This is a genomic window from Brenneria alni (assembly GCF_003666245.1).
GTDB lineage: Bacteria > Pseudomonadota > Gammaproteobacteria > Enterobacterales > Enterobacteriaceae > Brenneria > Brenneria alni.
The window spans coordinates 34,195-58,163 of record NZ_MJLZ01000021.1 but is presented as its reverse complement, the minus strand read 5'-3'; the positions used below and the strand labels follow the sequence as shown (position 1 = coordinate 58,163).

General features: G+C 52.4%; 19 protein-coding genes. 8 read left to right on the top strand and 11 right to left on the bottom strand.

What is annotated here, in order from left to right; genetic code table 11:
* Window positions 1-259: 259 nt before the first annotated feature.
* From BIY29_RS11015 to BIY29_RS10995, 5 genes are all read right to left on the bottom strand, one after another.
* Window positions 260-976 carry a DUF3053 domain-containing protein gene (locus tag BIY29_RS11015; RefSeq protein WP_240630096.1) on the bottom strand — a complete coding sequence of 239 codons (717 nt, stop codon included), beginning with the start codon at window positions 974-976 and terminating at the stop codon, window positions 260-262.
* A 210-nt stretch (window positions 977-1,186) separates the two neighbouring features.
* Entirely contained in the window at window positions 1,187-2,332 is a 1,146-nt protein-coding gene (locus BIY29_RS11010; protein WP_121575170.1) for an iron-containing alcohol dehydrogenase, read from the bottom strand.
* A 743-nt stretch (window positions 2,333-3,075) separates the two neighbouring features.
* Window positions 3,076-5,145 (bottom strand): glycine--tRNA ligase subunit beta, encoded by a 2,070-nt coding sequence (gene glyS, locus BIY29_RS11005; protein ID WP_121575169.1) that lies wholly within the window; start codon window positions 5,143-5,145, stop codon window positions 3,076-3,078.
* A 9-nt stretch (window positions 5,146-5,154) separates the two neighbouring features.
* A complete protein-coding gene (glyQ, locus tag BIY29_RS11000; protein ID WP_121575168.1) occupies window positions 5,155-6,084 on the bottom strand; it encodes a glycine--tRNA ligase subunit alpha in 930 nt (309 codons plus the stop codon).
* A 153-nt stretch (window positions 6,085-6,237) separates the two neighbouring features.
* Window positions 6,238-7,044, bottom strand: coding sequence for a sulfite exporter TauE/SafE family protein (locus tag BIY29_RS10995; RefSeq protein WP_121575167.1), 807 nt, complete (start codon window positions 7,042-7,044; stop codon window positions 6,238-6,240).
* A 227-nt stretch (window positions 7,045-7,271) separates the two neighbouring features.
* On the opposite strand from BIY29_RS10995, the gene BIY29_RS10990 reads away from it, so the two are divergent.
* The 4 genes from BIY29_RS10990 (at window position 7,272) to ghrB (ending at window position 10,644) form a co-directional block, all read left to right on the top strand.
* Window positions 7,272-7,835 (top strand): DNA-3-methyladenine glycosylase I, encoded by a 564-nt coding sequence (locus BIY29_RS10990; RefSeq protein WP_121575166.1) that lies wholly within the window; start codon window positions 7,272-7,274, stop codon window positions 7,833-7,835.
* Entirely contained in the window at window positions 7,832-8,275 is a 444-nt protein-coding gene (locus BIY29_RS10985) for an N-acetyltransferase (RefSeq protein WP_121575165.1), read from the top strand. Before BIY29_RS10990 ends, BIY29_RS10985 begins: the two co-directional genes overlap by 4 nt.
* 263 nt (window positions 8,276-8,538) lie before the next feature.
* Window positions 8,539-9,564 (top strand): ADP-ribosylglycohydrolase family protein, encoded by a 1,026-nt coding sequence (locus tag BIY29_RS10980; protein ID WP_121575164.1) that lies wholly within the window; start codon window positions 8,539-8,541, stop codon window positions 9,562-9,564.
* 117 nt (window positions 9,565-9,681) lie between these two features.
* Window positions 9,682-10,644 carry a glyoxylate/hydroxypyruvate reductase GhrB gene (gene ghrB, locus BIY29_RS10975; RefSeq protein WP_121575163.1) on the top strand — a complete coding sequence of 321 codons (963 nt, stop codon included), beginning with the start codon at window positions 9,682-9,684 and terminating at the stop codon, window positions 10,642-10,644.
* 135 nt (window positions 10,645-10,779) lie between these two features.
* On the opposite strand, the gene BIY29_RS10970 is transcribed toward ghrB, so the two are convergent.
* Window positions 10,780-11,988: an aldose 1-epimerase family protein gene (locus BIY29_RS10970; RefSeq protein WP_121575162.1), complete on the bottom strand. Its 1,209-nt coding sequence runs from the start codon at window positions 11,986-11,988 to the stop codon at window positions 10,780-10,782.
* A gap of 454 nt (window positions 11,989-12,442) precedes the next feature.
* Window positions 12,443-13,375 carry a LysR family transcriptional regulator ArgP gene (locus tag BIY29_RS10965; RefSeq protein WP_121575161.1) on the bottom strand — a complete coding sequence of 311 codons (933 nt, stop codon included), beginning with the start codon at window positions 13,373-13,375 and terminating at the stop codon, window positions 12,443-12,445.
* Between the two features lie 218 nt (window positions 13,376-13,593).
* Between BIY29_RS10965 and argG the strand changes: the two genes are divergently transcribed.
* The 4 genes from argG to BIY29_RS10940 all read left to right on the top strand — a co-directional run bounded on the left by argG (window position 13,594) and on the right by BIY29_RS10940 (window position 17,812).
* A complete protein-coding gene (gene argG, locus BIY29_RS10960) occupies window positions 13,594-14,829 on the top strand; it encodes an argininosuccinate synthase (RefSeq protein ID WP_121575160.1) in 1,236 nt (411 codons plus the stop codon).
* A 9-nt stretch (window positions 14,830-14,838) separates the two neighbouring features.
* Window positions 14,839-15,438, top strand: coding sequence for a formyltransferase family protein (locus BIY29_RS10955; RefSeq protein WP_121575159.1), 600 nt, complete (start codon window positions 14,839-14,841; stop codon window positions 15,436-15,438).
* Window positions 15,435-16,916, top strand: a complete 1,482-nt coding sequence (gene argH / locus BIY29_RS10950) for an argininosuccinate lyase (RefSeq protein WP_121575158.1) — start codon at window positions 15,435-15,437, stop codon at window positions 16,914-16,916. Before BIY29_RS10955 ends, argH begins: the two co-directional genes overlap by 4 nt.
* A 245-nt stretch (window positions 16,917-17,161) precedes the next feature.
* Complete coding sequence (locus BIY29_RS10940; protein WP_121575157.1) at window positions 17,162-17,812, top strand: LysE/ArgO family amino acid transporter; 651 nt, start codon at window positions 17,162-17,164, stop codon at window positions 17,810-17,812.
* 75 nt (window positions 17,813-17,887) lie between these two features.
* Here BIY29_RS10940 and BIY29_RS10935 read toward each other — a convergent pair whose 3' ends face one another.
* The 4 genes from BIY29_RS10935 to BIY29_RS10920 are packed head-to-tail and all read right to left on the bottom strand — an operon-like array spanning window position 17,888 to window position 23,436.
* The gene (locus tag BIY29_RS10935) at window positions 17,888-19,177 is read right to left on the bottom strand and encodes a Zn-dependent hydrolase (RefSeq protein WP_121575156.1); all 1,290 of its coding nucleotides are present in this window, start codon (window positions 19,175-19,177) and stop codon (window positions 17,888-17,890) included.
* Between the two features lie 57 nt (window positions 19,178-19,234).
* Window positions 19,235-20,686, bottom strand: coding sequence for a dihydropyrimidinase (hydA, locus tag BIY29_RS10930; RefSeq protein ID WP_121575155.1), 1,452 nt, complete (start codon window positions 20,684-20,686; stop codon window positions 19,235-19,237).
* Window positions 20,687-20,714: 28 nt separating this feature from the next.
* A complete protein-coding gene (gene preA / locus BIY29_RS10925) occupies window positions 20,715-22,028 on the bottom strand; it encodes an NAD-dependent dihydropyrimidine dehydrogenase subunit PreA (protein WP_121575154.1) in 1,314 nt (437 codons plus the stop codon).
* Window positions 22,021-23,436: an NAD(P)-dependent oxidoreductase gene (locus tag BIY29_RS10920; RefSeq protein WP_121575153.1), complete on the bottom strand. Its 1,416-nt coding sequence runs from the start codon at window positions 23,434-23,436 to the stop codon at window positions 22,021-22,023. The genes preA and BIY29_RS10920 overlap by 8 nt, the downstream gene beginning before the upstream one ends.
* Between the last annotated feature and the right edge of the window lie 533 nt (window positions 23,437-23,969).

Genomic DNA, 23,969 nt, shown 5'->3' with positions numbered 1-23,969 from the left:
GACTCTAGCACGCTGTTTCCATACCGCAACTCAGCGGCATTTTTGTGACAAAAATCACACAATCACCCCACACCAACGATACAAATAGGTGATTTACTTCACAAAAAGCATTAAAAAACAAAAAATATGATGAAATTTAAACGCCTCCTTTCGCCATATATGTGATTTGCATCACAATTCAACATCACGTATTTGTTTTATTTATGCGATACACATCACAATTTATTTTTATCCCGCCGCCAGATTTTATGAATATATGCTACTGGCTGGCAGAGCCATTCAACGCTTTCAGCGCATTCATTAAATTCTGCTGTTGGGCTGGCAGCTCGGCCATCATTCCATTGTATTGTGTAACCTGTTGCGGCGTATAAAACTGCACCGTTGCGCCATTGAATACCACCTGATCGCCCTGTGCCTGAAGGTAATCACCCACCTGAATCAGACTTTGTACAAACGAAATAGCATTTGGAATGACCGGCAGTAATACATTTGTCGGCTGGGTGACAACGCGTGCATACAGCCGTTCATAAGCGACCTGTAATTCTTCCGGCTGTTTGAGCTTACGGTGGGCATTATCTGCCTGGGCTTTTGCAGCCTGAATTTGCTGCCCCAGCAGATTCATCGCCCCAATGGATTGCCGGAGGTTTTCGCGCTGAGACAGATAATCCTTAGGTTCGCGGATCTGGGAGATCTGCTCCAGCATCGGCGTCAGGCTCCCCTCCACCGCTCGATTTATCTGCTGGGAAAAGGTGGTCAAAATCGCGTAATCGTTGATAAAAGGTCCGAAATTCTTCTTTTGTTCTTCAGTCAGCGCGGGTAAATTCCCATCCTGTTGCAGTTGGACACGTTGCAGAAAATCAGTAAACGCTTTGCGCTGGTCGGTTTCGGAATCACCACAGGCAACGAGCTGTAACGCCATAAAAAACATCAGCACTGGCAGCAACCAGCGTGAGCGATATCCCATCAATCCTTTCATTCCAAACCCCTGTTTTACATGCTTCTCGCTCGGTCAGTAAATTTCACCGATAAACCGACGATGGCAATTTGTTTCATACCTCAGTAAGCATAGACGAATCAGCTTGATGCAGCGGGCAAAAAGCGCGATCGCAAAAGATAACGTCCGGGAGCGGAAACCCGCTCCCGGACGTTATAATTGACCGCGAATATACCCAAGCGGGTATCAGGATTAATGCCCGTAATAAGCTATGGTGTACAAATCCTTCATATCTTCTGCTTTAGGATTTCCTGGGTTAGTCAGCGTACAAGGATCGGCCAGCGCGTTGTTGCTCATGCGGTCGAGCACTTTTATGAATTTCTCCTCACAAAAATCCACTTCATCACACGCATTAAGCGTATCGGGAATATTTAGCCGGTGATTCAGATCCCGGATGGTGCTTGCCAGATTGATAATGCCAAAGCGTTTCTCAATTAACTGATATTTGTTGGTCCAGTGGCTGTTGAATTGAATCACATACGGCAGCAGTATCGCGTTAGCTAAACCGTGCGTAACGCCGAATTCGCCGCCAAGTTTGTGCGCCAGCGAATGGATAATCCCCAGAGAGGCATTGGTAAAGGCAATACCCGCCAGCGCGGAAGCGTTATGCATGTGATAACGCGCCTGCATATTGTCTGGCGAGAGGTAGGCGGTTTCCAAATTCTCAAACACCAGCCGGATAGCTTCCAGCGCATAAGGGTCGGTAAATGAGGTTGCGGCGGTAGACACATAGGCCTCCAGCGCGTGAGTTAGCACATCCATGCCCGAATAGGCGGTAATGTGTGGTGGACAGGTTGCCGGAATAGCCGGATCGAGAATAGCGATATCCGGCACCATATCTGACGCAACAATAGGATATTTAATATGGCTTTCCGTATCGGTAATCACGGAAAATGCGGTAATTTCAGAGGCAGAACCGCTGGTGGAAGGAATGGCCACAAATTTTGCCTTGTTGCGAAGCGGCGGCATGGAGCCAACGGGCAGAATATCCTCCAGCGTAAGATGCGGGTGCTCATAGAAGCACCACATGACTTTTGCCGCATCAATAGCAGACCCGCCGCCAATCGCCACAATCCAATCCGGCCTGAATTCAAGCATTGCTTTTGCGCCGCGCTGTACCGTCGCCACAGAGGGGTTAGGCTCAACATTATCAATCAGCAGGCAGTCCATCCCTGCCTGATTGAGCAGTTTTTCGGCACGGGCCAGAAAGCCATGCCGCTTCATTGAACTGCCGCCGGTCACGATAGCCGCTCTGTTCCCTCGCAGGGTTGCCAGCCGATCCATCGCATTTTCGCCATAGGTGATATCACGCGGAATAGAAAAGTTAATCGCACTCATAATGAACTCCTGTAATTAATAATAAGCTATATAAATAGTGTGTTATATACCCTAAATAATTCGAGTTGCAGGAAGGCGGCAAGTGAGTGAATCCCGATGAGCTTACTCAAGTAAGTGATTCGGGTGAATGACAAATCTGCCTGGAGCAGATTTGAACGCTGTTCACAGCGGCCCCGAAGGGGCGAGGCCCACGGATGGGCCGAGTAACGCAGCCAACGCACATGCAGCTTGAAGTATGACGGGTATAGTAGACAGAGAGCCACGACGTTATTGGTTCAGAATATCCCGATTATTACTTCATTCTTTGTTCGTCTTACCTGACCAATCACAGGCGATTCCCTCTGTCTGATAATCAAGAAAATTAATTAACTAAAATAAATAAAATCATGATGTTATTTATTTTAGTTATTCTTACTCGTCATACATCGGACGTGACCAAAACTATTTTCAGTATAGGCCCGGCATTAGGTGGGAATTGTGATCTTTATTCTATTTCATAAAAAATTAAATAGAATAAAAAACAGCAATCTTTTTAAGGGTATAATTAACGTTAACAGCATGACTAATGCGGGTAAAAAATAACCGTAATTATGTTGAAAAAATGGGCTATTTATTAATGAAATGATATTTAACTTATATTCATGTGTTAAATAATTAATCAAAAAATATATATATTATTTAGAACAAACACGAAACAATAGAAAGCGCTCTCCCCTTCGGTAAGAAGAGAGCGCACAGAAACATTACTGCAACAGCGAAATATCCGCCACTTTCAGGAACAGCTCGCGCAGCGCGTTGAGCAACGTCAGGCGATTGATGCGAATCGACTCATCATCGGCCATCACCATTACCTGCTCAAAGAACGCATCGACCGGTTCACGTAGCGAAGCCAGCTCCACCAACGCGTCCTGATAACGCCCTTCGGCAAACAACGGCTCCAGCTTGTCACGCAGCACCACGACATGCGTTGCCAGCGTAATTTCCGCCGCATCCCTCAACAAAGAGGCGTCAACATTATCCTTCAGCGTATCGCTGGATTTAGCCAGGATATTGGATACGCGCTTGTTGGCCGCAGCCAGGACGGCAGCCGCTTCCAGCGTACGGAAATGGCTGACTGCTTTCACCCGTGCATCAAAATCCGCCGGACGGGTCGGACGGCGCGCCAATACCGCCTGAATCGTATCCACGCTGTGACCTTCTTCCTGATACCAGGCGCGGAAACGACCGAGCATAAACTCAATTACTTCATCTACCGCCCTGGCGTTCGTCAGTTTGTCGCCATACAGACGCACAGCCTCTTCCGTCAGCGTTTGCAGATCCAGCGGTAAGCGCTTCTCGACAATGATACGCAATACCCCTAACGCGGCGCGACGCAGCGCAAACGGGTCTTTATCCCCTTTCGGGTGCTGACCGATGCCAAAAATCCCGGCCAGCGTATCCATTTTGTCGGCAATCGCCAGCGCGCAGGCCACCGCAGAAGAGGGCAGGGAGTCACCGGCAAAACGCGGCTGGTACTGCTCGTTCAGCGCCACGGCGACATCTTCCGCTTCACCGTCATGACGGGCATAATGCATACCCATCACGCCCTGCGTGTCGGTAAATTCAAACACCATGTTAGTCATCAGGTCACACTTGGACAGCAGGCCCGCCCGGGTGGCGTGATTCACATCGGCGCCTATCTGCCCGGCCACCCAGCCCGCCAACGCCTGAATACGGTCAGTTTTGTCGCGCAGCGTGCCCAACTGCTGTTGGAACAATACCGTTTCCAGACGCGGCAGATGATCTTCAAGGCGTTTTTTACGATCGGTATTGAAGAAGAATTCGGCATCTGCCAGACGCGGGCGCACCACTTTTTCATTACCGGAAATAATCTGCTGCGGATCGCTGGATTCAATATTGGCAACGAAAATAAAGTTCGGCAGCAGCTTACCGCTGTTATCGTAAACCGGGAAATACTTCTGGTCGCCTTTCATGGTGTAGACCAGCGCTTCCGACGGCACAGCCAGAAACTTCTCTTCAAATTTTGCGGTCAATACCACCGGCCATTCAACCAGAGAGGTCACTTCCTCCAGCAGGCTGTCACTCAGATCGGCGTTACCGCCAATCTTACGGGCGGCGGCTTCGGCATCCTGCTTGATTTTCGCTTTACGCGCCTCGTAATCCGCCATGACCTTGCCGCGTTCCAGCAGGACGTCAGGATACTGATCGGCGCTGTCGATGGTGAATTCCGCTTCCCCCATAAAACGGTGACCGCGGATAGTACGGTCTGAGTCGATGCCCAGCACGCTGCAGGGGATCAACGCATCACCCAGCAACAGGGTCACGGTATGCACCGGACGCACAAACTGGGTTTCTTTATCGCTCCAGCGCATCAGTTTCGGAATGGGCAGCTTCGTCAGTGCGGCGTTTACCATGCCTGCCAGCAGCGTTTGCGCCTGCTCGCCTTTGACATGCGCCCGGTATAGCAGCCATTCGCCTTTATCCGTCGTCAGACGTTCAGCCTGAGCGACAGTAATACCGCAGCCTCGCGCCCATCCTTCGGCCGCTTTGGTCGGATTACCCGCGGCATCAAATGCCTGGGCAATCGCCGGGCCACGTTTTTCAACGATACGATCCGGCTGTGAAGCGCTTAAGCCAGCCACTTTCAGCGCCAGACGGCGCGGAGCGGCAAACCAGCTCACGCCGCCGTGAGTCAGGCCGGCGGCATCCAACTCGGCGGTAAAATTAGCGGCAAAAGATTCCGCCAGATTACGCAGCGCCTTTGGCGGCAGCTCTTCCGTGCCGATTTCCACCAGAAAAGTCTTGTCAGTCATGGCGGCCTCTTAGCTCTCTTTCTTATTGCTGATGTTCTTGTTACACAAGGGGAAGCCCAGCACCTCGCGGGAGGCGTAATACGCTTCGGCTACCGCTTTGGTCAGGGTACGAATACGCAGGATGTAACGCTGACGTTCGGTAACAGAAATCGCTTTACGCGCATCCAGCAGGTTAAAGCTGTGCGCCGCTTTCAGAATGCGTTCGTAGGCTGGCAGCGGCAGCGGTTTTTCCAGCGCCAGCAGGTGTTGCGCCTCTTTTTCGTACTGCGTAAAACAACTGAACAGGAAATCGACGTCGGCGTGTTCAAAGTTATAAGTAGATTGCTCCACTTCGTTTTGATGGAACACATCGCCGTAAGTGGTTTTGCCTAACGGGCCGTCACTCCATACCAGATCGTAAACGCTGTCCACGCCCTGAATGTACATCGCCAGACGTTCCAGACCGTAAGTTATCTCGCCGGTGACGGGCTTACACTCCAGACCGCCAACCTGCTGGAAGTAGGTGAACTGCGTCACTTCCATCCCATTAAGCCACACCTCCCAACCCAACCCCCAGGCGCCCAGCGTCGGGTTTTCCCAGTTGTCTTCCACGAAGCGGATATCGTGGATCGTCGGATCCATGCCCAGTTCCTTTAGCGAACCGAGGTACAGTTCCTGAATGTTATCGGGTGATGGCTTAATGACGACCTGAAACTGGTAATAGTGTTGCAGCCGGTTAGGGTTTTCACCGTAGCGGCCATCGGTAGGACGGCGGGACGGTTGGACATAGGCGGTAGCCATCGGTTCCGGGCCAAGCGCCCGCAGACAGGTCATCGGATGTGACGTGCCAGCGCCGACTTCCATGTCCAGTGGTTGAACAATGGTGCAGCCTTGACGCGCCCAATAATCCTGTAATGTCAGGATCAGGCCCTGGAAGGTCTTGGTATCAAACTTTTGCATTTGGATTCGCACGCGATACAAGTGGATTTACAATGAATGCGCCAGTATACCCGCTGAGGGCGAGATATACAGCCAGAATGCGGCGACAAGTTCATATCAGTGATGATTTTTCATGCGGGCAGGATGTGCCCGCTTTAATCCGCAGGAATGCGATTAGCTCATAAACACCGTTTGCAGCATCTTCAGGCTTAACAGCAGCAGCAGCCCGGCAAAGACCTTCTTCAGCGTGGCAACCGGCAGGCGGTGCGCCAGCCGGGCGCCGATCGGCGCGGTGAAATAACTCACGATAGAAATCAACACCACCGCTGGCAGGGAAACATAGCCGATGCTGTGAGCGGGTAGCCCGACCGCTGACCACCCGTTGACCATGTACCCCAATGCTCCTGCCAATGCGATAGGCAGCCCCACCGCAGCCGACGTACCGATCGCCTGCTGAATGCGTACATTGCACCAGGTCAGGAAAGGAACGGTTAATGAACCGCCGCCGATGGCTACCAGCGCGGAAATACCGCCGATACACAGCCCGGCCAGCGAAATCCCCACGGTGCCAGGCAGTTGACGCTGTGGTTTAGGCTTTATATTCAACACCATTTGCAGGGCGACATAGGCCATAAAACAGGAGAAGAAGATCGCCAGCGCCCGCGTCGGCATTAATGTCGCCAGCCAGGTGGCGGCAAACGTGCCAATCAGGATAGCGGGGGTAATCCGCCAGACCACCGGCCACAACACCGCCTGATGCTGATGATGGGTGCGCAGGCTGGAAACCGCCGTAATCACGATAGCCGCCATCGACGTTCCCAGCGCCATATGCACCAGATGTTCATTCTGCACGCCCTGTGCCGCAAACATTGACGTCAAAATCGGCACCATAATGCCGCCGCCGCCAATCCCCAATAACCCCGCCATAAAGCCAACCACAGCCCCTAAAGCCAGATAAGCCAAAATCCACTCAACCGCCATTCCCCGTCCCCAATCAGTCATTTGTCATCGTTTTTTATAAGACAGCTTAATGGTCAGCCACGTGTACGCTAGCATTGTGATATCTGTGGTCCCTGGCACACAAGCTGGTTGCATATACAGCACTCCAGATGCAATGATGGTGCAATATCGTTAGCAACATCACTATCAATAACAATAACCTTAGCGAATAACAATCCGTATCCAAGTCTTAATGATAGGAAAAAGCGATGAAACGTTGTGGCTGGGTCACTCAGGACACCTTATATCAGGACTACCACGATAACGAATGGGGAAAACCCTGCACCGACAGTCAAAAACTGTTTGAACTGCTTTGCCTTGAAGGTCAGCAGGCCGGGCTTTCCTGGATTACCGTGTTGAAAAAACGCGAAAATTATCGTCGTTGTTTTCATCAGTTTAATCCACAGCGTATTGCGCAAATGACTGAGGATGATGTGGACGCGCTGATGCAGGACAGCGGTATCATCCGCCACCGCGGAAAAATAGCAGCCATTATCGCCAATGCCCGCGCCTGGCTGGAGATGGAAAATCAGGGCGAGCCTTTTTCCCCTTTCATCTGGTCATTCGTCGGCCATCAGCCCGTGCTAAACAGCCCGGCGTCGCTGGCCTATGTGCCTGCCAAAACCGATATTTCAGATGCCATGTCGAAAGCACTGAAAAAACGCGGCTTTAAGTTTATTGGTTCAACCATCTGTTACGCCTTTATGCAGGCTGCCGGGCTGGTAAACGACCACGCCACCGACTGTTTTTGCCATAAGAAAACCACGGCATGATCCGCGAGTACCGCCCTCAGGATCTGAACCTGCTGATGTCGCTCTGGCTGGAAAGCACCACGCTGGCGCACCCGTTTATCCACGCGAATTACTGGCAGGAGAGCGCCGCGCTGATTCGTGATGTCTACATCCCGCAGTCACAAACCTGGCTGTATGAGAAACAAGGTCGGATCGCTGGTTTTATCAGCGTGTTGGAAGGGCGTTTTATTGGCGCGCTGTTCGTGCACCAGCACGACTGGGGTAAACAGATTGGCGCCGCGTTAATCAGCCATGTTCAGCAGCAATTCCCGTTACTCAGTCTGGAAGTGTATCAACAGAATAAACGAGCCTGTGCGTTTTACCGTAAACAAGGCTTTGTCGTCGTGCAAAAGAATTTCAATCAGGAAACACAAGCGACTATGCTGCTTATGCAGTGGGCAAATCCCTCACCACTAAAATAAATAAATCTTCACATTACGCTTAAATAACGGCGCAAAGATATTATATTGATAGTATATAGCGTTACCTTATGCTGTAACGTCTCCTGCTTTATTGCTTAATCACGATATAAACATAGTCGTGATTAAATTTATTATAAAAATCAATGAATAATGAAATCAGCTTACTCTAAGATCAATAAACTACAACAGCAGAGCCAATCGGATGACGTCTCTTAATAAACCATCATGGAAAGAGGATTATTCAACTTTATTAAGGATGTGCCATGCCATCTAATAAGCAGAACCGTATTGCCGGCGCGTTATATGGTCAGATGTTGGGCGATGCGATGGGAATGCCATCAGAATTATGGCCGCGAACGCGAATTAAAACACATTTCGGCTGGATTGATCATTTTTTGCCCGGCCCTGCGGATAATATTGCCGCCTGTTATTTTCAGTGTGCGGAATATACCGATGATACGGCAATGGCTATCGCGCTGGCGGATGCTCTTATAGAGTGTGAAGGCCGAATCGATCCAACGGTGATAGGAAAGCACATTCTGGCGTGGGCATTGTCCATCGGTGCATTTGAGAAAAATATCCTCGGCCCGACATCAAAAACAGCATTGACCGCCCTACGGCAGGGAACCGATATCCGCGAGTTGGAAAATAATGGTGTAACCAACGGCGCGGCGATGCGGGTTGCCCCGCTAGGTTGTCTGCTGCCAGGCCGTTCGCTGAACAACTTCATCAGCGATGTCGCGCTGGCCTCAAGCCCGACGCATAAATCCGACGTTGCCGTCGCCGGCGCTGCGGTTATCGCCTGGGCAATCTCCAAAGGTATTGAAGGCGCCTCCACATGGCGGAGTATCCGCGATAAACTGCCGGTTGTCGCCCAGGCGGCACAGAATAGGCGGATTACTACATATAGCGCATCTATGGCGAGCCGTATCGAATTGGCATTAGACACGGTAAAACACGTGGATGGGACAGAGCGTGCCATGAAACGCATTTATGACCTGATTGGCACCGGTACGGAAGCGATCGAATCGGTTCCGGCGGCCATTGCAATGGTTGAACTGGCGCAAACCGACCCCAACCGCTGTGCCATTCTGTGCGCCAATCTGGGCGGCGATACCGATACCATCGGTGCGATGGCTACAGCAATTTGCGGGGCGATACATGGCGTAACCAGCATTGCACCTCACCTTAAACAGCAGTTGGATAGCGCCAATGGGATTGATATCGACTACTACAGCCGTGAACTTCTGCGGTTGCGAACCCTGCGGGAACAGGCGCCACCGACGTGATGATGCTTTATTGCTGCCTTTTTCCATCATGCCTACTGTGCGGTGTGGCTTGCAGTATCCTGCCAGCTACGCGATGATTCCATCAGCTATTTCTGTTTTAACCTGCCGGAGTTTGCGATGAAACCCAGCGTTATTCTGTATAAAAATATCCCTGACGATTTACGCGCCCGTTTGGATCAACACTTCATGGTCACTGAATTTGACGACTTTCCGCCCGAAAACCATCCGGCGCTGGCCCAGGCGGAAGGCATTATCGGCTCAGGCGGTAAAGTGGATAATGCCTTTCTACGACAAACTCCACGCCTGCGTGCGATTTCCACCATTTCCGCCGGTTATGACACCGTTGATGTCGCCGCCCTCAACGAGAAAGGCGTCATTCTTATGCACACCCCCACGGTGCTAACTGAAACCGTGGCGGATACCGTGCTGGCACTGATGCTGGCCTGTGCTCGCCGGGTGGTGGAAGTAGCGGAAAAAGTGAAGGCGGGTGAGTGGCAATACGGTATCGGCAGCGACTGGTTTGGCACTGACGTCCATCATAAAACCATGGGTATCCTCGGTATGGGCCGTATTGGTCTGGCCGTGGCGCAGCGTGCGCATTTTGGATTCAGTATGCCCGTACTGTATAACGCACGCCGTCACCATCAGGAAGCGGAAGCACGCTTTAACGCTCGTTATTGCGATTTGGATACCCTGTTGGCTGAAGCGGATTTCCTGTGCATCACCTTGCCGTTGACTGCCGAAACGCATCACCTTATCGGTCGTGAGCAATTGGCGAAAATGAAACCGGGTGCGATTCTGATCAATATTGGCCGCGGGGCCGTCGTGGACGAAACGGCACTGATCGATGCACTCACTAGCGGAACTATCCATGCCGCAGGTCTGGACGTTTTCGTTAAAGAGCCGCTGCCGATTGACTCCCCGCTGTTAAGCCTGCCAAACGTGGTGGCTTTACCCCACATTGGTTCTGCAACGCATGAAACCCGCTATGGCATGGCCGCCTGCGCCGTCGACAACCTGATCGCCGCCCTGAGCGGACAGGTAAAAGAAAACTGCGTGAATCCGCAAGTGCTGAAATAATGCTGAAAATATCATTCCCCGTCTCAATCTCTGTATCCTTTTCTAAGCATATGCCTTTGTTCTGACACGTCATACAACAACGCCTTGCTCTGGGATGAGCAAGGCGATATCCGACGCTTTCGGTATAACCACGTCTTATTCAACCGCGATGGGTTTTTCGGTCAGCGTGGTTTTATTCTCACCCTGAATCGCCTTCACTCTCTGCTCCGTTTTCTGTACCGCCTCCGCGCTACTCAGCAAATTGTAGGTCAGTTCAAAGGCGGTGCTTTGCCCAGGCTGTAACTGTTTCACCCGCCCCTGCTCACGCTCAATCGTCACCGGATAGGCGTAATTGGTGCCCGGTTCAATGCCGGTAACATACCCTTGTTTTTCAGTATCGGTATTTTTCCATAGCGTCAGCAGCGGCAGTTGCTGCGTATCAAACTCAATCGATACCCCTTTATCGCCTGCACGGTTGACCAATGCCGCCAGCGTTTTTCCCTGTTGATCCGCGTACGGCGTCAGGTTAAAGACCATTTCGTCAAAATCTTTGGTTGGCCCCTGATAGGTTTGCCACGCTTTCAGACCGGCTTTGGCATAGTCATTAAACGGTGAAATCTCTTTCACCGGCGCAATAAAGCGTGCGCCCTGCTCCAGAATGGGGGTGCCAAAGTTGCTGTGATAAATGATCTGATAATCACGGACATAATCGGCTTTATTGGTCAGCACATCATGCACGGTGAAAGATTCGCTGCCGGGGATGTAACGCAGTTCCGTCCAGGTTTCCAGATGCGATTTCTTAAAGCTGTTCTCTTTCAGCAAGCCGCGGATGGTAATCTGATATGGCGCTTTCTCGCTGACGTCAATCTCCACTTTCGAGGCAGGCGTATTCCCGGCACGGCCATGCAAGGTATAAATCATACCGTCACTGACCACCGGATGACCGGTCCATTCATAACCACAACGCACCAGCATTTCATTGAAACCTTCCAGCCAACCCACTCCATTACGGCTTTCCAGGTTGATGGTATTTGGATTTACCACCTCATTGACCGGAGAATCCCACCCCAGACGGATGTTTTTACCGGTGACGTGCAGCAAATCCATACCACGGCTCGGGCTGAGGACAATTTTTAACCCATTCTGACTGTTGATAGTGATAATTTTACTGCCTTCCTGACGCCCGCCGTGCAACACGCTTTGCTCAATGCTGAAGTGCTGATCCTTGATCTTCAGCGCATCACTGCTGATCTGCCAGTCGCCCTTTTCCACACTGCTTTCAGCATCCGTCAGCACAAACGTCTGGGCCGATAATTGCCATGAAGCCAGTGCTAATGAAATCCCCATTACCAGTAATTTTTTCATTTCATTCGTCCTTTTTGCTGAATTGATTTAGCCAATACGCAACCAAGACTACAAATCAGCAGCGGCTCAGAATGTGACACTAATCACCAGTTCGAGAAATAGCCTTTTTCCAGTGAATTTTTCCCATGAAGATCACAATAACGTTATCGGTATAAATGCTTATTACAAAATAATGACATGTAGATCGGTTAACGCTGATATCGATTCAGCGTTAACAAAACCACTATCGCGGGATAATCGCATCAGAATTTTATTTCACAAAATCAGTCCAAAGCAGGACGATACAAAGCAAGCTTGATTTTCCGCCGCATTGCACCACGGAAACGCAAGCGCTTGGTTGCCGTTTACTCATGTATTACCCGCAATTGACAAACTATGAACTTTTCTCTTTTCGGCAATAAATCCCGCCATTCCATCCTTTTGGTAAGCCCCTCCTTCCCGAAAACCGGCGGGTTCAAATTCTGACCGTTGACGATACGCTGTCGGCAGGCAAGGGGGGGGTTGCCAGAAAACGGCAGGCTTCTTCTGTCAGGCAGCGCGTGAGCCAATTGATGTTGGGCGATTGCACCTTCCAATGATGCCAATACAGATCTATATCGCTGCAAGCTCCCGGCGAGATATCCATCAGCGATCCTGTCGCCAGATTGTCGGCATACTGCAATTCCGAAATCATGCCGTAGCCCAGACCACGTTGCACAGCGATATAAAATGCCGCGGTAGAGGGCACACAGTGGTAACGACACGCCTCCTGATTAACGGAAAACACCCGATTCAGAAAATCCAACTGCAACCTGTCCTTATTGCCGAAAATTATTAGCGGCGCCTGCTGTAATGCGGTGCGGGTAACGCCGTGCGCGAACCAGCGCCGATAAAAATCGGGGCTGCACAGAAAACGATAACGGATCGCACCCAGCGGCACCACGTTGCAACCGCGCATCGGCTTTGCAATGGAGGAGATAGCGGCAATCACATTCCCTTCCGCCAGCGCTTTCAGCGTATAGTCCTGATCGTCCACAACGATATCCAATAAAATATTTTTCTGTTGAACAACCGGCTGAACCGCAGGCAGAAACCATGTATCCAACGAATCCTGATTAATGGCGATGCGCATTTTAACCCTGGTATTTTCTTTGCCAAAAAGTTCGGATTCAAATTCATCGTAAAGAAATTTCTGTCTGCGCAAATATCGAATCAGCTTCACCCCTTCTTCGGTAGAGGCGCAGGGCCTGCCCCGAATGACCAAAGGCGTACCGATAGCGCTTTCCAACGCTTTAATACGTTGCGATACCGCCGAGGTGGTCAGGTTGAGCCTCTTCGCCGCGAGTTCAAACCCGCCGGTTTCAATCACTGCTATTAAGGCTTCCGTTTTGCGAACGTCTATCTTCACTCGCGCCCTTCAACTTAAGAAAAATTAAACATACCGTAATGTTTCTTAACAGACTTGCTGGCGGAACACAAGTTGATTAACCTCTCCAACTGCTCGACTATCAAGCATAGTCAGCGAAGAAATAACGCATTGAATAATAATAATTTAACAGGTTAATAATAGCGCAAAAAATTAAGCCAGATTAATGATTGAATACTATATGGAGATAAAGTCAAAACATGAATGTCGATGAGCTTAGGGGTAAAACAGTGGCATTTGCCGCTTCCGGTGGATTGGATAGCTGTACCATCACGCACTGGCTTGCCAGCCAGGGGGTAAACGTCGTGTGCCTGACGGCGGATTTGGGGCAACCGGATGAAGATGATTTCGGTCAAATAGGAGAGAGGATGCTCGCGTCCGGCGCCAGAGAATTCATCTCCGTTGATCTCCGGCAACAAATGGCAGAAACAGGGCTGGAAGTCATTCAGGCAGGGGCGAAATACGAGGGCGATTACTGGAATCTTACCGGCGCCGGACGGCAAGTGATTATCAAGGGACTGTTACCAAAGCTCAAAGAGCGCAACATTACTATCTTCAGTCACGGCGCCACAGGCCGTGGTAACGACCAGGTCAGATTCCAGGTCATTGCCTCTATGCTTGACCCAACCATGCAGTTCTATGCCGCCTGGCGTGACGCCGCCTTTCTCAGTACCTTTAAAGGACGGCAGGAAATGATCGACTACTGCCAACGACACGAGATCCCTATTAAAGCCACGGCGGAAAAACCCTACTCCACAGACGCCAATCTGCTCGGTTTGACCCATGAGGGCGGTACGCTGGAAAGCCTTGAAAGCCGTATGGAATTGGTGGACCCAGGCCTGGGCTGTTGGCCGCTCAACGCCGCCTCACAGCCAGAGGAGCTTTGCCTGACCTTCCTGAAAGGCAGGCCAGCGGAATTAAATGGCCAGGCCCACTCCCTGGTGGATCTCTTTGAAATGCTTAACCTTATCGGCGGCAGGCACGGTGTCGGTATCGCCGAAAATCTGGTGGAGAACCGCTTCGTCGGCGTGAAATCGCGCGGCGTATATGAATCTCCGGCGATGACTATTCTCGCTTATGCCTATCAGCAGTTGTTACAGCAAATTCTGGATAAACGCGCCCTCAGTTTTTACCGCAACACCGCCGACTATCTCGGCACACAACTCTATCAGGGATACTGGATCGATCTGGGGTCGCGCATGGCGCGCACGGCAATACAGGAAGTAACGTCTCTGGTCAGCGGCGAAGTCACCTTCTCGCTCTATAAAGGCAATCTGTCTTATGTCTCTACCCGCAATGTAAAACATAGCCTCTACAGCAAAGACGGTTCAATGGAAAACGAGGGCAATTTCGATCATCGGGATTCAGAGGGTTTGCTGAATATTCTGACGCTGAATACCCGGATAAGCGCGCTGGCCGGGCAGATTAAGGAATAGAGAATCATCATGAACGAAAAGAAAAGTTACGACGTGCTTTTTATCGGTGATTGTTCTTTCTGGTCAGAGGCTGCCTGCGAATTCATATCCTCGCTTTTCAGCCAGGTGACGCATGTATTTTGGGAGCGCGGCATGGAAAAAAACCCTATCGTTTCTACCTGGCGGGGCGACTGGATCATCTCTTTCAAATCAGACCTTATACTGCCGGAATATATTCTGAATCATGCCGGTAAAGGCGCAATCAACTTCCACCCCTCCTCACCTAAGTATCGGGGATTGGGCGGGTATCATTACGCTATTGATAATCATGACGCCAGCTTTGGCGCGACCTGCCATCACATGGATGAATATATCGATCACGGGCAGATCATCCAAACATCGGAATTTCGTCTTTCCCCAACGGAAACCCCCGAGATGTTGCGCTACCGAACCGCAGTGCATAGCCTGACATTACTCTATGACGTTTGTATCAAAATCTATCATGACGAACCGCTGCCCCGCTCGTCGGTATGCTGGAGCGATCGGCTATTTAGCCACCAGGAACTCGAACGCTACCTTACACGGCCCCGGAAGCCGATAGAGCACGTCAAGGCAGGAGAAAAAATATGAGCAAGAAACTTTGGGGCGGATGTTTCAGCAAAGATATTACTGGCGAAGTACTGCAATACACCCATACCACCGTCATTGACGAGCGGCTGCTGCCTTTCGACATTCTCGGCAGCATGGCGCATGTTTCAATGCTTAAGGAATGCCGGATTGTCACCCCGGAAACCGCAGGGAAAATCCTCGGCGCGCTGGTGAGTTTATATGAACAATATCAGCGTGGTGAACTGAGATTGAATCCCGAATATGAAGACGTTCACCTAAACATTGAGCAACTGGTGATACAAAAAGTAGGGCTGGACTATGGCGGCCAAATGCACAGCGCCCGCTCACGAAACGATCAGGTCGTCCTTGATACGCGGATGTATTTGCGCACGGAGCTATTGCAGATACAAAAAACATTATGTGCGTTTGTCTCTTCATTACTTGATCTGGCAGAAAAGAGCGCGAACAGATCCGCGCTGGGGTACACCCATCTCCAGCCCGCGCAGCCTATCAGCCTGGGCTTCTGGTACAGTTGCTATGCCAGCATGTTCTTACGCGATCTGGAACGGTTAAGTCAGGCGCTGAATGTCACGAACATAAACCCGCTCGGCGCTTGCGCACTATCCGGCACATCTTTCCCAATCGATCGCAATATGACGACGAAAATGCTCGGTTTTGACCGTCCTCTTCTGCATAGCCTTGATGCCACCAGCAGCCGTGATTTCGTTCTTCAGTCAGCCTCGGCATTCGCCATACTGATGGGCAACTATTCACGTCTGGCGGAAGAAATCGTCATTTGGAGCAGCCACGAATTCCGCTTACTCAAAGTGGACGACTCATTCGCCACCGGCAGTTCCATCATGCCGCAGAAAAAAAACCCGGTTGTCGCTGAACTGGTGAAAGGTAAAGTTGGCCGCGTATATGGGACGCTGATGCAATTACTGACTATGGTGAAAGGGGTCACACTCGGTTACAACTGCGATCTTCAAGAAGATAAGCCCATGATGTGGGAGGCTATTGATACGATTAAGGAAACCACCGCAATCCTTCACCACCACCTTGAAAGCTGCGAGTACAACTCAGACAGAGCGGAGGAACTTTGCTGGCAAAACTTTTCGACCGTGACAGAACTGGCTAATTTTCTGGTCAGTCAAAAAAAATTCCCTTTCCGCGAGGCTCATCGGCTCACCGGTATGTTAACCAAGACACTGATAAATGCGCAGGCCGACCTGCGCAATACGAAAATGGTCTGCCATTTCTTCAAAGCGCAAGGCATTCTGGTTGATGAACAAGAAATTATTGAATACGTCTCACCGTCGTATGTTATCAGGCGGCAGTGCAGCGACGGTTCAACCGGGCCAGACAGTGTTCACCGCATGATCGACCATCTTCGTACTGAGCTTATTACGCATCAACAGCTCTTGGATAAAGCGGAGAAACAGATCAAACACGCTGAACAAGAAACGTTGAATCATGCTCGAAAATATGCAGACATCTGACAGTGACATGGGTTTGATTGAAGGTGATATCGGGTTTCGCTTCCCCCTGGCGGGGAAGCGTTTATCCCGATAAGCTGAGGAGAGTACACCATCTACACCCTAAATAATTCGAGTTGCAGGAAGGCGGCAATCGAGCGAATCCCCAGGAGCTTACTTGAGTAAGTGACTGGGGTGAGTAAGGGCAGCCAACACACCTGCAGCTTGAAGTATGACGGGTCTACACGATATCGGCTAAGGACAGTTAAATGATAGATCTATTGCAGATTACCAAAGCGTTTGTGCTCGGCCTGAGTTTGATCGTCGCCATCGGCGCACAAAATATCTACATCATTAAAACCGGTCTGCAAAATAAAAATGTTTTTCTTGCCGCGACGATAGCGGCAAGCTGCGACTGCGCACTGATTATTTTGGGCACCTTCTCCATGTCGGCGCTGGTGACCATCGTGCCTGACCTGATCGTTATCGCCAAATGGATTGGCGTCTTATTTTTGATTTATTATGGTTTACTCTCGTTGATTAATGCGTTATCCAGGCACCCCAAAGGCTGGGAAGCCGTTTTGTCTGATGTCAATAAATCAGAGAAAGCACGCTATCTGAACCAGCGCAGCGTGGTGATTCCGGCGCTGGCGTTCTCTCTGTTAAACCCGCACGTTTATCTCGATACATTCTTTATTCTCGGCAATATCGGCTCCCGTCAACCTGAGGATGACAGACTAAGTTTTATTATCGGCGCCAGCGCCGCCTCTTATATCTGGTTTTACACCACAGGGTACGCGGCTTATCGCGTTTCACGCTTTTTCGCCAATCCGCTAATGGTACGAGGGCTTGATTTCATTATCGCCATCGCCATGTTCGTTATTGCGTATGGGTTGAGCCGTCTGGATACCCTGGCTTAATTCCCCGGAGCGTCCTGATGCCGATCGTTTCAGGATCGGCATTAGCCCCAGATTTTCATACCATAGCGACTGAAATCACGCCCCGCGCCCCACTACACCGGCGGTTTCCATCACCGCGTGCAGCAACACATTCGCCCCGGCGGTCACCTGCTCCGGTGATGAATACTCTATCTCGTTATGGCTGATGCCGTCTTTACACGGAATAAAAATCATCCCCGTGGGCGCCAGTTCAGACACATAAACCGCGTCGTGCCCGGCGCCGGAAACAATATCCATGCTGGAGTAACCCAGCGTATTGGCCGCCCGGCGCACCGCTTCCTTGCAGTCGGGATGGAACGGGGCGGCCGGATAGTGAGAGACCTGCGTCAGTTGAATATCCAGCCCGGTTTCCGCACTCAGCATGGCGATATACGCTTTCAGCGCCGCATCCATCTCATCCACCAGCACATCGGTGAGGTTACGCAAATCGACAGAGAACTTCACACTGCCCGGCACCACGTTGCGGCTGTTGGGGTGTACCTGCACCATACCGACGGTGCCGCGTCCATGCGGCGCAAAGCGGTCGGCAATGGCGATCACTTCCTGCATAATGCAGGTGGAAACCTGCAACGCATCTTTGCGCAGCGCCATCGGCGTCGGCCCGGCGTGAGACTCCATCCCGGTGACCACGCAGTCATACCAGCGAATGCCGAGCACCGCCTGCACCACGCCGATTTCGACGTTCCTATCTTCCAGAATCGGCCCCTGTTCGATATGTGCTTCAAAGTAAGCGCCAATCGGATGATCGCCCGGCGTTTGCGGGCCGGCATAACCGATTTTTTCCAGCTCATCCTTCACGCTTTTGCCGTCCACATCCTGCGCGGCGTAGGCGTGTTCCAGCGGGAAAATACCGGCGAACACGCCGGAACCCATCATTACCGGCACAAAACGCGACCCTTCTTCATTGGTCCAGAACACCATTTCCACCGGGGCATCGGTTTCGATCTGATGATCGTTCAACGTGCGGATCACTTCCAGCGCCGACAGCACGCCAAAGTTACCGTCAAATTTCCCGCCGGTCGGCTGGGTATCGATATGGCTGCCCGCCACCACCGGCGGCAAAGCATTGTTCCGACCGGGGCGGCGCATAAACACGTTACCGATTTTGTCGATCTCAACCGACAGCCCGGCGGCTTTTCCCCAGCTCACCACCAGATCGCGGCCCTGGCGATCCAGATCCGTTAAGGTCAGCCGACAGACGCCGCCTTTCGGCGTAGCGCCGATTACCGCCAGCTCCATCAGCGACTGCCACAGGCGATCGCCATCAATACACAAATCGGTAATATCGGTTTTATTTTTTGTTGCGGATAACACTTGGCTATTCATAACAGATTTCCTCATGGGTGGAGTGAAGTTGCCTGCTTACTCTCGGGTATGTCCGGTTCAACGCGATACGGCTTTCGGCGCCAGCAGGCGCTGGCGCAGGGCGCAGGCGCTAAAATCCGCGTTAAAAGCAGGGCGTTTGATATAGCGGCCAGCCCCTTCCCGTGCGCGCAGATCGCCATCGGCCCACACCAGCGTCCCCTGACTGACGGTATAGCGCGGGATGCCGCGTACCGTGCGGCCTTCAAACACGTTGAAATCATTTTTCGAGTAATGCGTTTTGGCCGACAGGGTTTTACTGCCATTGGCATCCCAGACCACCAGATCGGCGTCAGCCCCTACTGAAATACGGCCTTTACGGGGATAGATATTGAACAGCCGGGCAGTATTGGCAGAGGTAATGGCCACGAATTCGCTGGGAGTAAGGCGCCCGGTATTCACCCCGGCATCCCAGATCACCGCCAGACGTTCTTCCACACCGCCGCAGCCGTTGGGGATTTTGGTGAAGTTGCCGTCACCGGCGGCCTTTTGGCTGGCGCAGAAGGTACAGTGATCGGTGGCGGTGGTGTGCAACTGACCGGACTGTAAACCGCGCCACAATGCCTCCTGATGGCCTTTGGGGCGAAATGGCGGGCTCATCACATGCGCAGCCGCTTTGGCGAAATCCGCATCGCGGTACACGCTGTCGTCCACCACCAGATGACCGGCCAGCACTTCACCATAAACCCGCTGGCCACGGGAACGGGCGCGGGCTATCGTCTCCGCCGATTCCTGACAGGAGACATGCACCACATAAATCGGCACGCCCAGCACACTGGCGATAGAAATCGCACGGCTGGCGGCCTCGCTTTCCACTTCCGGCGGGCGCGACAGCGGATGCCCCTCCGGCCCGGTGATGCCGCGCTTCAACATCTCCTGCTGTAGCAGGAAGACCATTTCGCCGTTTTCGGCATGGACGGTGGGCATTGCCCCCAGCTCCAGCGAACGGCGGAAGCTGTTCATCAGCGTTTCGTCATCGCACATGATGGCATTCTTGTAGGCCATAAAATGTTTGAAGCTGTTAACGCCCTCTTCGTTCACCAGCGTACCCATATCGCGGTGTACGCTCTCGTCCCACCAGGTGATGGCGACATGGAAGCTGTAGTCGGATGCCGCTTTTTCCGCCCAGCCGCGCCATTCGCGATAGGCTTCCATCAGCGGTTGCTGCGGATTGGGGATAACGAAATCGATAATGGTGGTGGTGCCGCCCGCCAGTCCTGCCGCGGTTCCGCTGTAGAAATCGTCTACCGTGACCGTCCCCATAAACGGGAAGTTCATATGGGTATGCGGATCGATACCGCCCGGCATTACGTACATACCGCCTGCGTCGATCGTCTCGGTTCCGGCTGGCGCATCGCGGGCGGCATCCTCGCCAACCGCCACGATAATACCGCCTGAACAGAGCACGTCGGCACGGAATTCCCGATCGGCATTGACCACCGTACCGCCTCTAATTAACAGGTTATGGCTCATTATTTTCCCCTCGTAGTTGCTGAACAGGTCAGACCGTGCCGGTTGTGGTCGCCATCGGATTATTCGGGTGGGTGGTCCAGTTGGCATATTCCCCGCTCACCACCTTGCCGGTACGCAAATCCACTTCTCCCGGTTGCAGGCTGCGCATAGAAATGCAGTTTTCAACCGGACAAATGGAGACGCACAGGTTGCAGCCCACGCACGCTTCTTCCTTCACTTCGTAATGACGTTCGCCCTCTTTCATGCTGGTGATCGCCTGATGTGAAGTATCTTCACAGGCCAGGTGACAGCGCCCGCATTTAATGCACGACGACTGATCAATCACCGCCTTGTCCACATGATTGAGATTCAGGTAACGCCAGTCGCTGACCGTGCTGACGGCGCGCCCGCGAAAATCCTCCAGCGTGCGATAACCGTGCTCATCCATAAAGTTGGACAGGCCGTTTACCATGTCGCGCACAATCTGAAAACCATGCACCATCACGGCGGTACACACCTGCACCGTGCCGCAGCCCAGCGAGATAAACTCGGCGGCATCGCGCCAGGTGGAAATCCCGCCGATACCGGAAATCGGCAAACCGCGTGTTTGTTCATCACGGGCGATTTCCGCCACCATATTCAGCGCGATAGGCTTAACCGCCGGGCCGCAGTAGCCGCCGTGCGATCCTTTGCCGCCGGTATTAGGGTGGATGGTCATCCGATCCAGATCCACGCCCATCACCGAGTTGATGGTATTTATCAACGACACCGCATCCGCGCCGCCCTGCAACGCCGCCCGCGCCGGGTGACGAATATCGGCGATATTCGGCGTCAGTTTGACGATCACCGGCAGGCTGCAATACTGCTTGCACCAACGGGTGACCATTTCGATATATTCCGGCACCTGGCCGACCGCCGCCCCCATACCGCGTTCGCTCATGCCGTGCGGGCAACCAAAGTTCAGTTCGATGCCGTCCGCCCCGGTCTGTTCCACCAGCGGCAAAATGCTTTTCCAGGCGTCCTCTTCGCAGGGCACCATAATCGAGACGATCATTGCCCGGTCAGGCCAGTTACGCTTTACGCGGGCGATCTCTTCCAGATTGATATCCAGCGATCGGTCGGTAATCAGCTCAATGTTATTCAGGCCGATAATGCGGCGATCGGTGGTGCGCAAGGTGCTATAGCGCGGCCCGCTGACATTCACCACATGCGGATCAAGGCCCAGCGTTTTCCACACCACGCCGCCCCAACCCGCTTCGAATGCCCGCACCACGTTGTATTCTTTGTCCGTAGGCGGAGCGGATGCCAGCCAGAAAGGATTAGGGCTTTTGAGCCCTAAAAAACGACTGCTGATATCAGCCATGTGAGTACTCCCCGGTGGTTGAAGGTTTATGGTTGACAGACTGGTTGGCAAAAGGACGCAGCACCGCGTCTATCGACGCCGCCGCCGCTTTGCCCTGCCGTACCGCATCCACTGTTAAATCCAGACCATCGGCGCAGCAGTCGCCCCCGGCCCAGACACCCGCCAACGAGGTGCGTCCGTGGTCATCGGTGGCGATACGCCCGCCTTTCAGCGCCACCGAATCCCCGGTCAGGCTGGCGTCATAGGTCTGACCAATGGCCTTGAGCACCATATCAGCCGGTAAGCGGAAAGTTTCCCCGCTAGCGACAAGCGCCCCAGCCTGCAACTGCATAACCCTAAACGACACGCTGGTGACGCGATTATTTTCACCATGAATAGCCTGCGGAGCGGCCCAATAACGGAGGGCAACGCCATTGGCTTTCGCCCATTGCTGCTCATGCGCCGAGGCTTTCATATCCGCTTCACCCCGGCGATACACCATGGTGACTTCACGGGCGCCCAGTTTTCTGGCCTGAACCGCCGCGTCGACGGCGGTCATTCCCCCGCCAATCACCACCACGTTGCGGCCAATCGCCACCTCGCCGGGATGGGCGGCCTGACGTAATTCAGCAATAAAATCAACCGCTTCACGCACACCTTCCAGCGGAACTTCGTCAATACCCAACGCATTGACGCCGCCTAATCCCATACCGAGGAACACCGCGTCATAATTGGTGCGCAGCGCATCCAGACTGATCTCCTGTCCCAGACGATGGTTGAGGCGTAACTCAATGCCGCCAATCGACAGCAGCCAGGCAATTTCACGCTGGGCAAAATCATCGGTGGTTTTATACGTCGCCAGACCATATTCATTCAGCCCGCCCGGCTTTTCTCTGGCATCAAACACCACCACATGGTGCCCGTGCCGCGCCAGCCGATGAGCAACCGTTAACCCCGCCGGGCCTGCCCCCACCACCGCTACTTTTTTGCCGGTGGATGTCGCACGGGTAAATAAAGGCTGCCCCGGACTGGAGAGATAAGTGTCGGTGGCATAACGTTGCAGCAGGCCGATTTGTACCGGCTTGCCGTCCTGCTGATTACGCACGCAAGCCTGTTCACACAAGGTTTCGGTCGGACACACTCTGGCGCACATGCCGCCCAGCAGGTTTTCGCTCAGAATCGCCTCTGCCGCACCGCGCACATTTTCCTGAGCGATACGGTGAATAAAGCTCGGTACATCAATATCCGCCGGGCATGAGCGGGTACAGGGCGCGTCGTAGCAGTAGTAGCAACGTTCCGCCTCAATCACCGCCTGAATTTTGCCAAGCGGGGCGGCGCTGTCGCTAAAGTTGCCTGCGTACTCCGCCTCGCTCAATCGCCCGGCCTGAATACCCGGCGTATCAATGCCGGGCGGTAGTGACGTTTTCATTCGGTACGCTCCTCTGGTTGGTTAACACCCCGGTCACGAAGGCAAAGCATCGGTAAACCGCGCAACCGCCTGTTCGTATCGCCTTGCTGTCGATGGCTCATAGTGGTTCTCCCGCTAACATCGAATGAAGAGAAAGTCCGGTGGCGCCACACCTTCCAAAGAATCTTGACCAAATGGTTAAGTTTTCCAAACTAACCATGCGATTTATGTGCCATTTTCATGAAAATAATTAATTCAAACAAAAACAATAAATTACCAACACAACTCTTGAGCCATAAGAACAAACTTTGACCAATTGAGGTGCAAATCAGGCTATTCGTTTCATCCGGTGCGCTATTTTTGTGCTGATGGGGCGGCTTCAGTGACTGTCTCCGCCGCACTGCGGAAATGAATGCCGGGGCTGGATTTCATTCAGCCTGGCGAGTGTGTTTATCGAGAGGAAAAACGGCGAACGGGACGATCAACTGGGTTAGCCGAAAACCCCCGGCTATCAGGGGCTGCTGCCTTATTATGATTTCGGCCATAATATTGCC

Coding starts and splice junctions, on each gene's coding strand:
- BIY29_RS11015 (WP_240630096.1), bottom strand. CDS start 976: ATGAAAGGATTGATGGGATATCGCTCACGCTGGTTGCTGCCAGTGCTG.
- BIY29_RS11010 (WP_121575170.1), bottom strand. CDS start 2,332: ATGAGTGCGATTAACTTTTCTATTCCGCGTGATATCACCTATGGCGAA.
- glyS (WP_121575169.1), bottom strand. CDS start 5,145: ATGACTGACAAGACTTTTCTGGTGGAAATCGGCACGGAAGAGCTGCCG.
- glyQ (WP_121575168.1), bottom strand. CDS start 6,084: ATGCAAAAGTTTGATACCAAGACCTTCCAGGGCCTGATCCTGACATTA.
- BIY29_RS10995 (WP_121575167.1), bottom strand. CDS start 7,044: ATGGCGGTTGAGTGGATTTTGGCTTATCTGGCTTTAGGGGCTGTGGTT.
- BIY29_RS10990 (WP_121575166.1), top strand. CDS start 7,272: ATGAAACGTTGTGGCTGGGTCACTCAGGACACCTTATATCAGGACTAC.
- BIY29_RS10985 (WP_121575165.1), top strand. CDS start 7,832: ATGATCCGCGAGTACCGCCCTCAGGATCTGAACCTGCTGATGTCGCTC.
- BIY29_RS10980 (WP_121575164.1), top strand. CDS start 8,539: ATGCCATCTAATAAGCAGAACCGTATTGCCGGCGCGTTATATGGTCAG.
- ghrB (WP_121575163.1), top strand. CDS start 9,682: ATGAAACCCAGCGTTATTCTGTATAAAAATATCCCTGACGATTTACGC.
- BIY29_RS10970 (WP_121575162.1), bottom strand. CDS start 11,988: ATGAAAAAATTACTGGTAATGGGGATTTCATTAGCACTGGCTTCATGG.
- argG (WP_121575160.1), top strand. CDS start 13,594: ATGAATGTCGATGAGCTTAGGGGTAAAACAGTGGCATTTGCCGCTTCC.
- BIY29_RS10955 (WP_121575159.1), top strand. CDS start 14,839: ATGAACGAAAAGAAAAGTTACGACGTGCTTTTTATCGGTGATTGTTCT.
- argH (WP_121575158.1), top strand. CDS start 15,435: ATGAGCAAGAAACTTTGGGGCGGATGTTTCAGCAAAGATATTACTGGC.
- BIY29_RS10940 (WP_121575157.1), top strand. CDS start 17,162: ATGATAGATCTATTGCAGATTACCAAAGCGTTTGTGCTCGGCCTGAGT.
- BIY29_RS10935 (WP_121575156.1), bottom strand. CDS start 19,177: ATGAATAGCCAAGTGTTATCCGCAACAAAAAATAAAACCGATATTACC.
- hydA (WP_121575155.1), bottom strand. CDS start 20,686: ATGAGCCATAACCTGTTAATTAGAGGCGGTACGGTGGTCAATGCCGAT.
- preA (WP_121575154.1), bottom strand. CDS start 22,028: ATGGCTGATATCAGCAGTCGTTTTTTAGGGCTCAAAAGCCCTAATCCT.
- BIY29_RS10920 (WP_121575153.1), bottom strand. CDS start 23,436: ATGAAAACGTCACTACCGCCCGGCATTGATACGCCGGGTATTCAGGCC.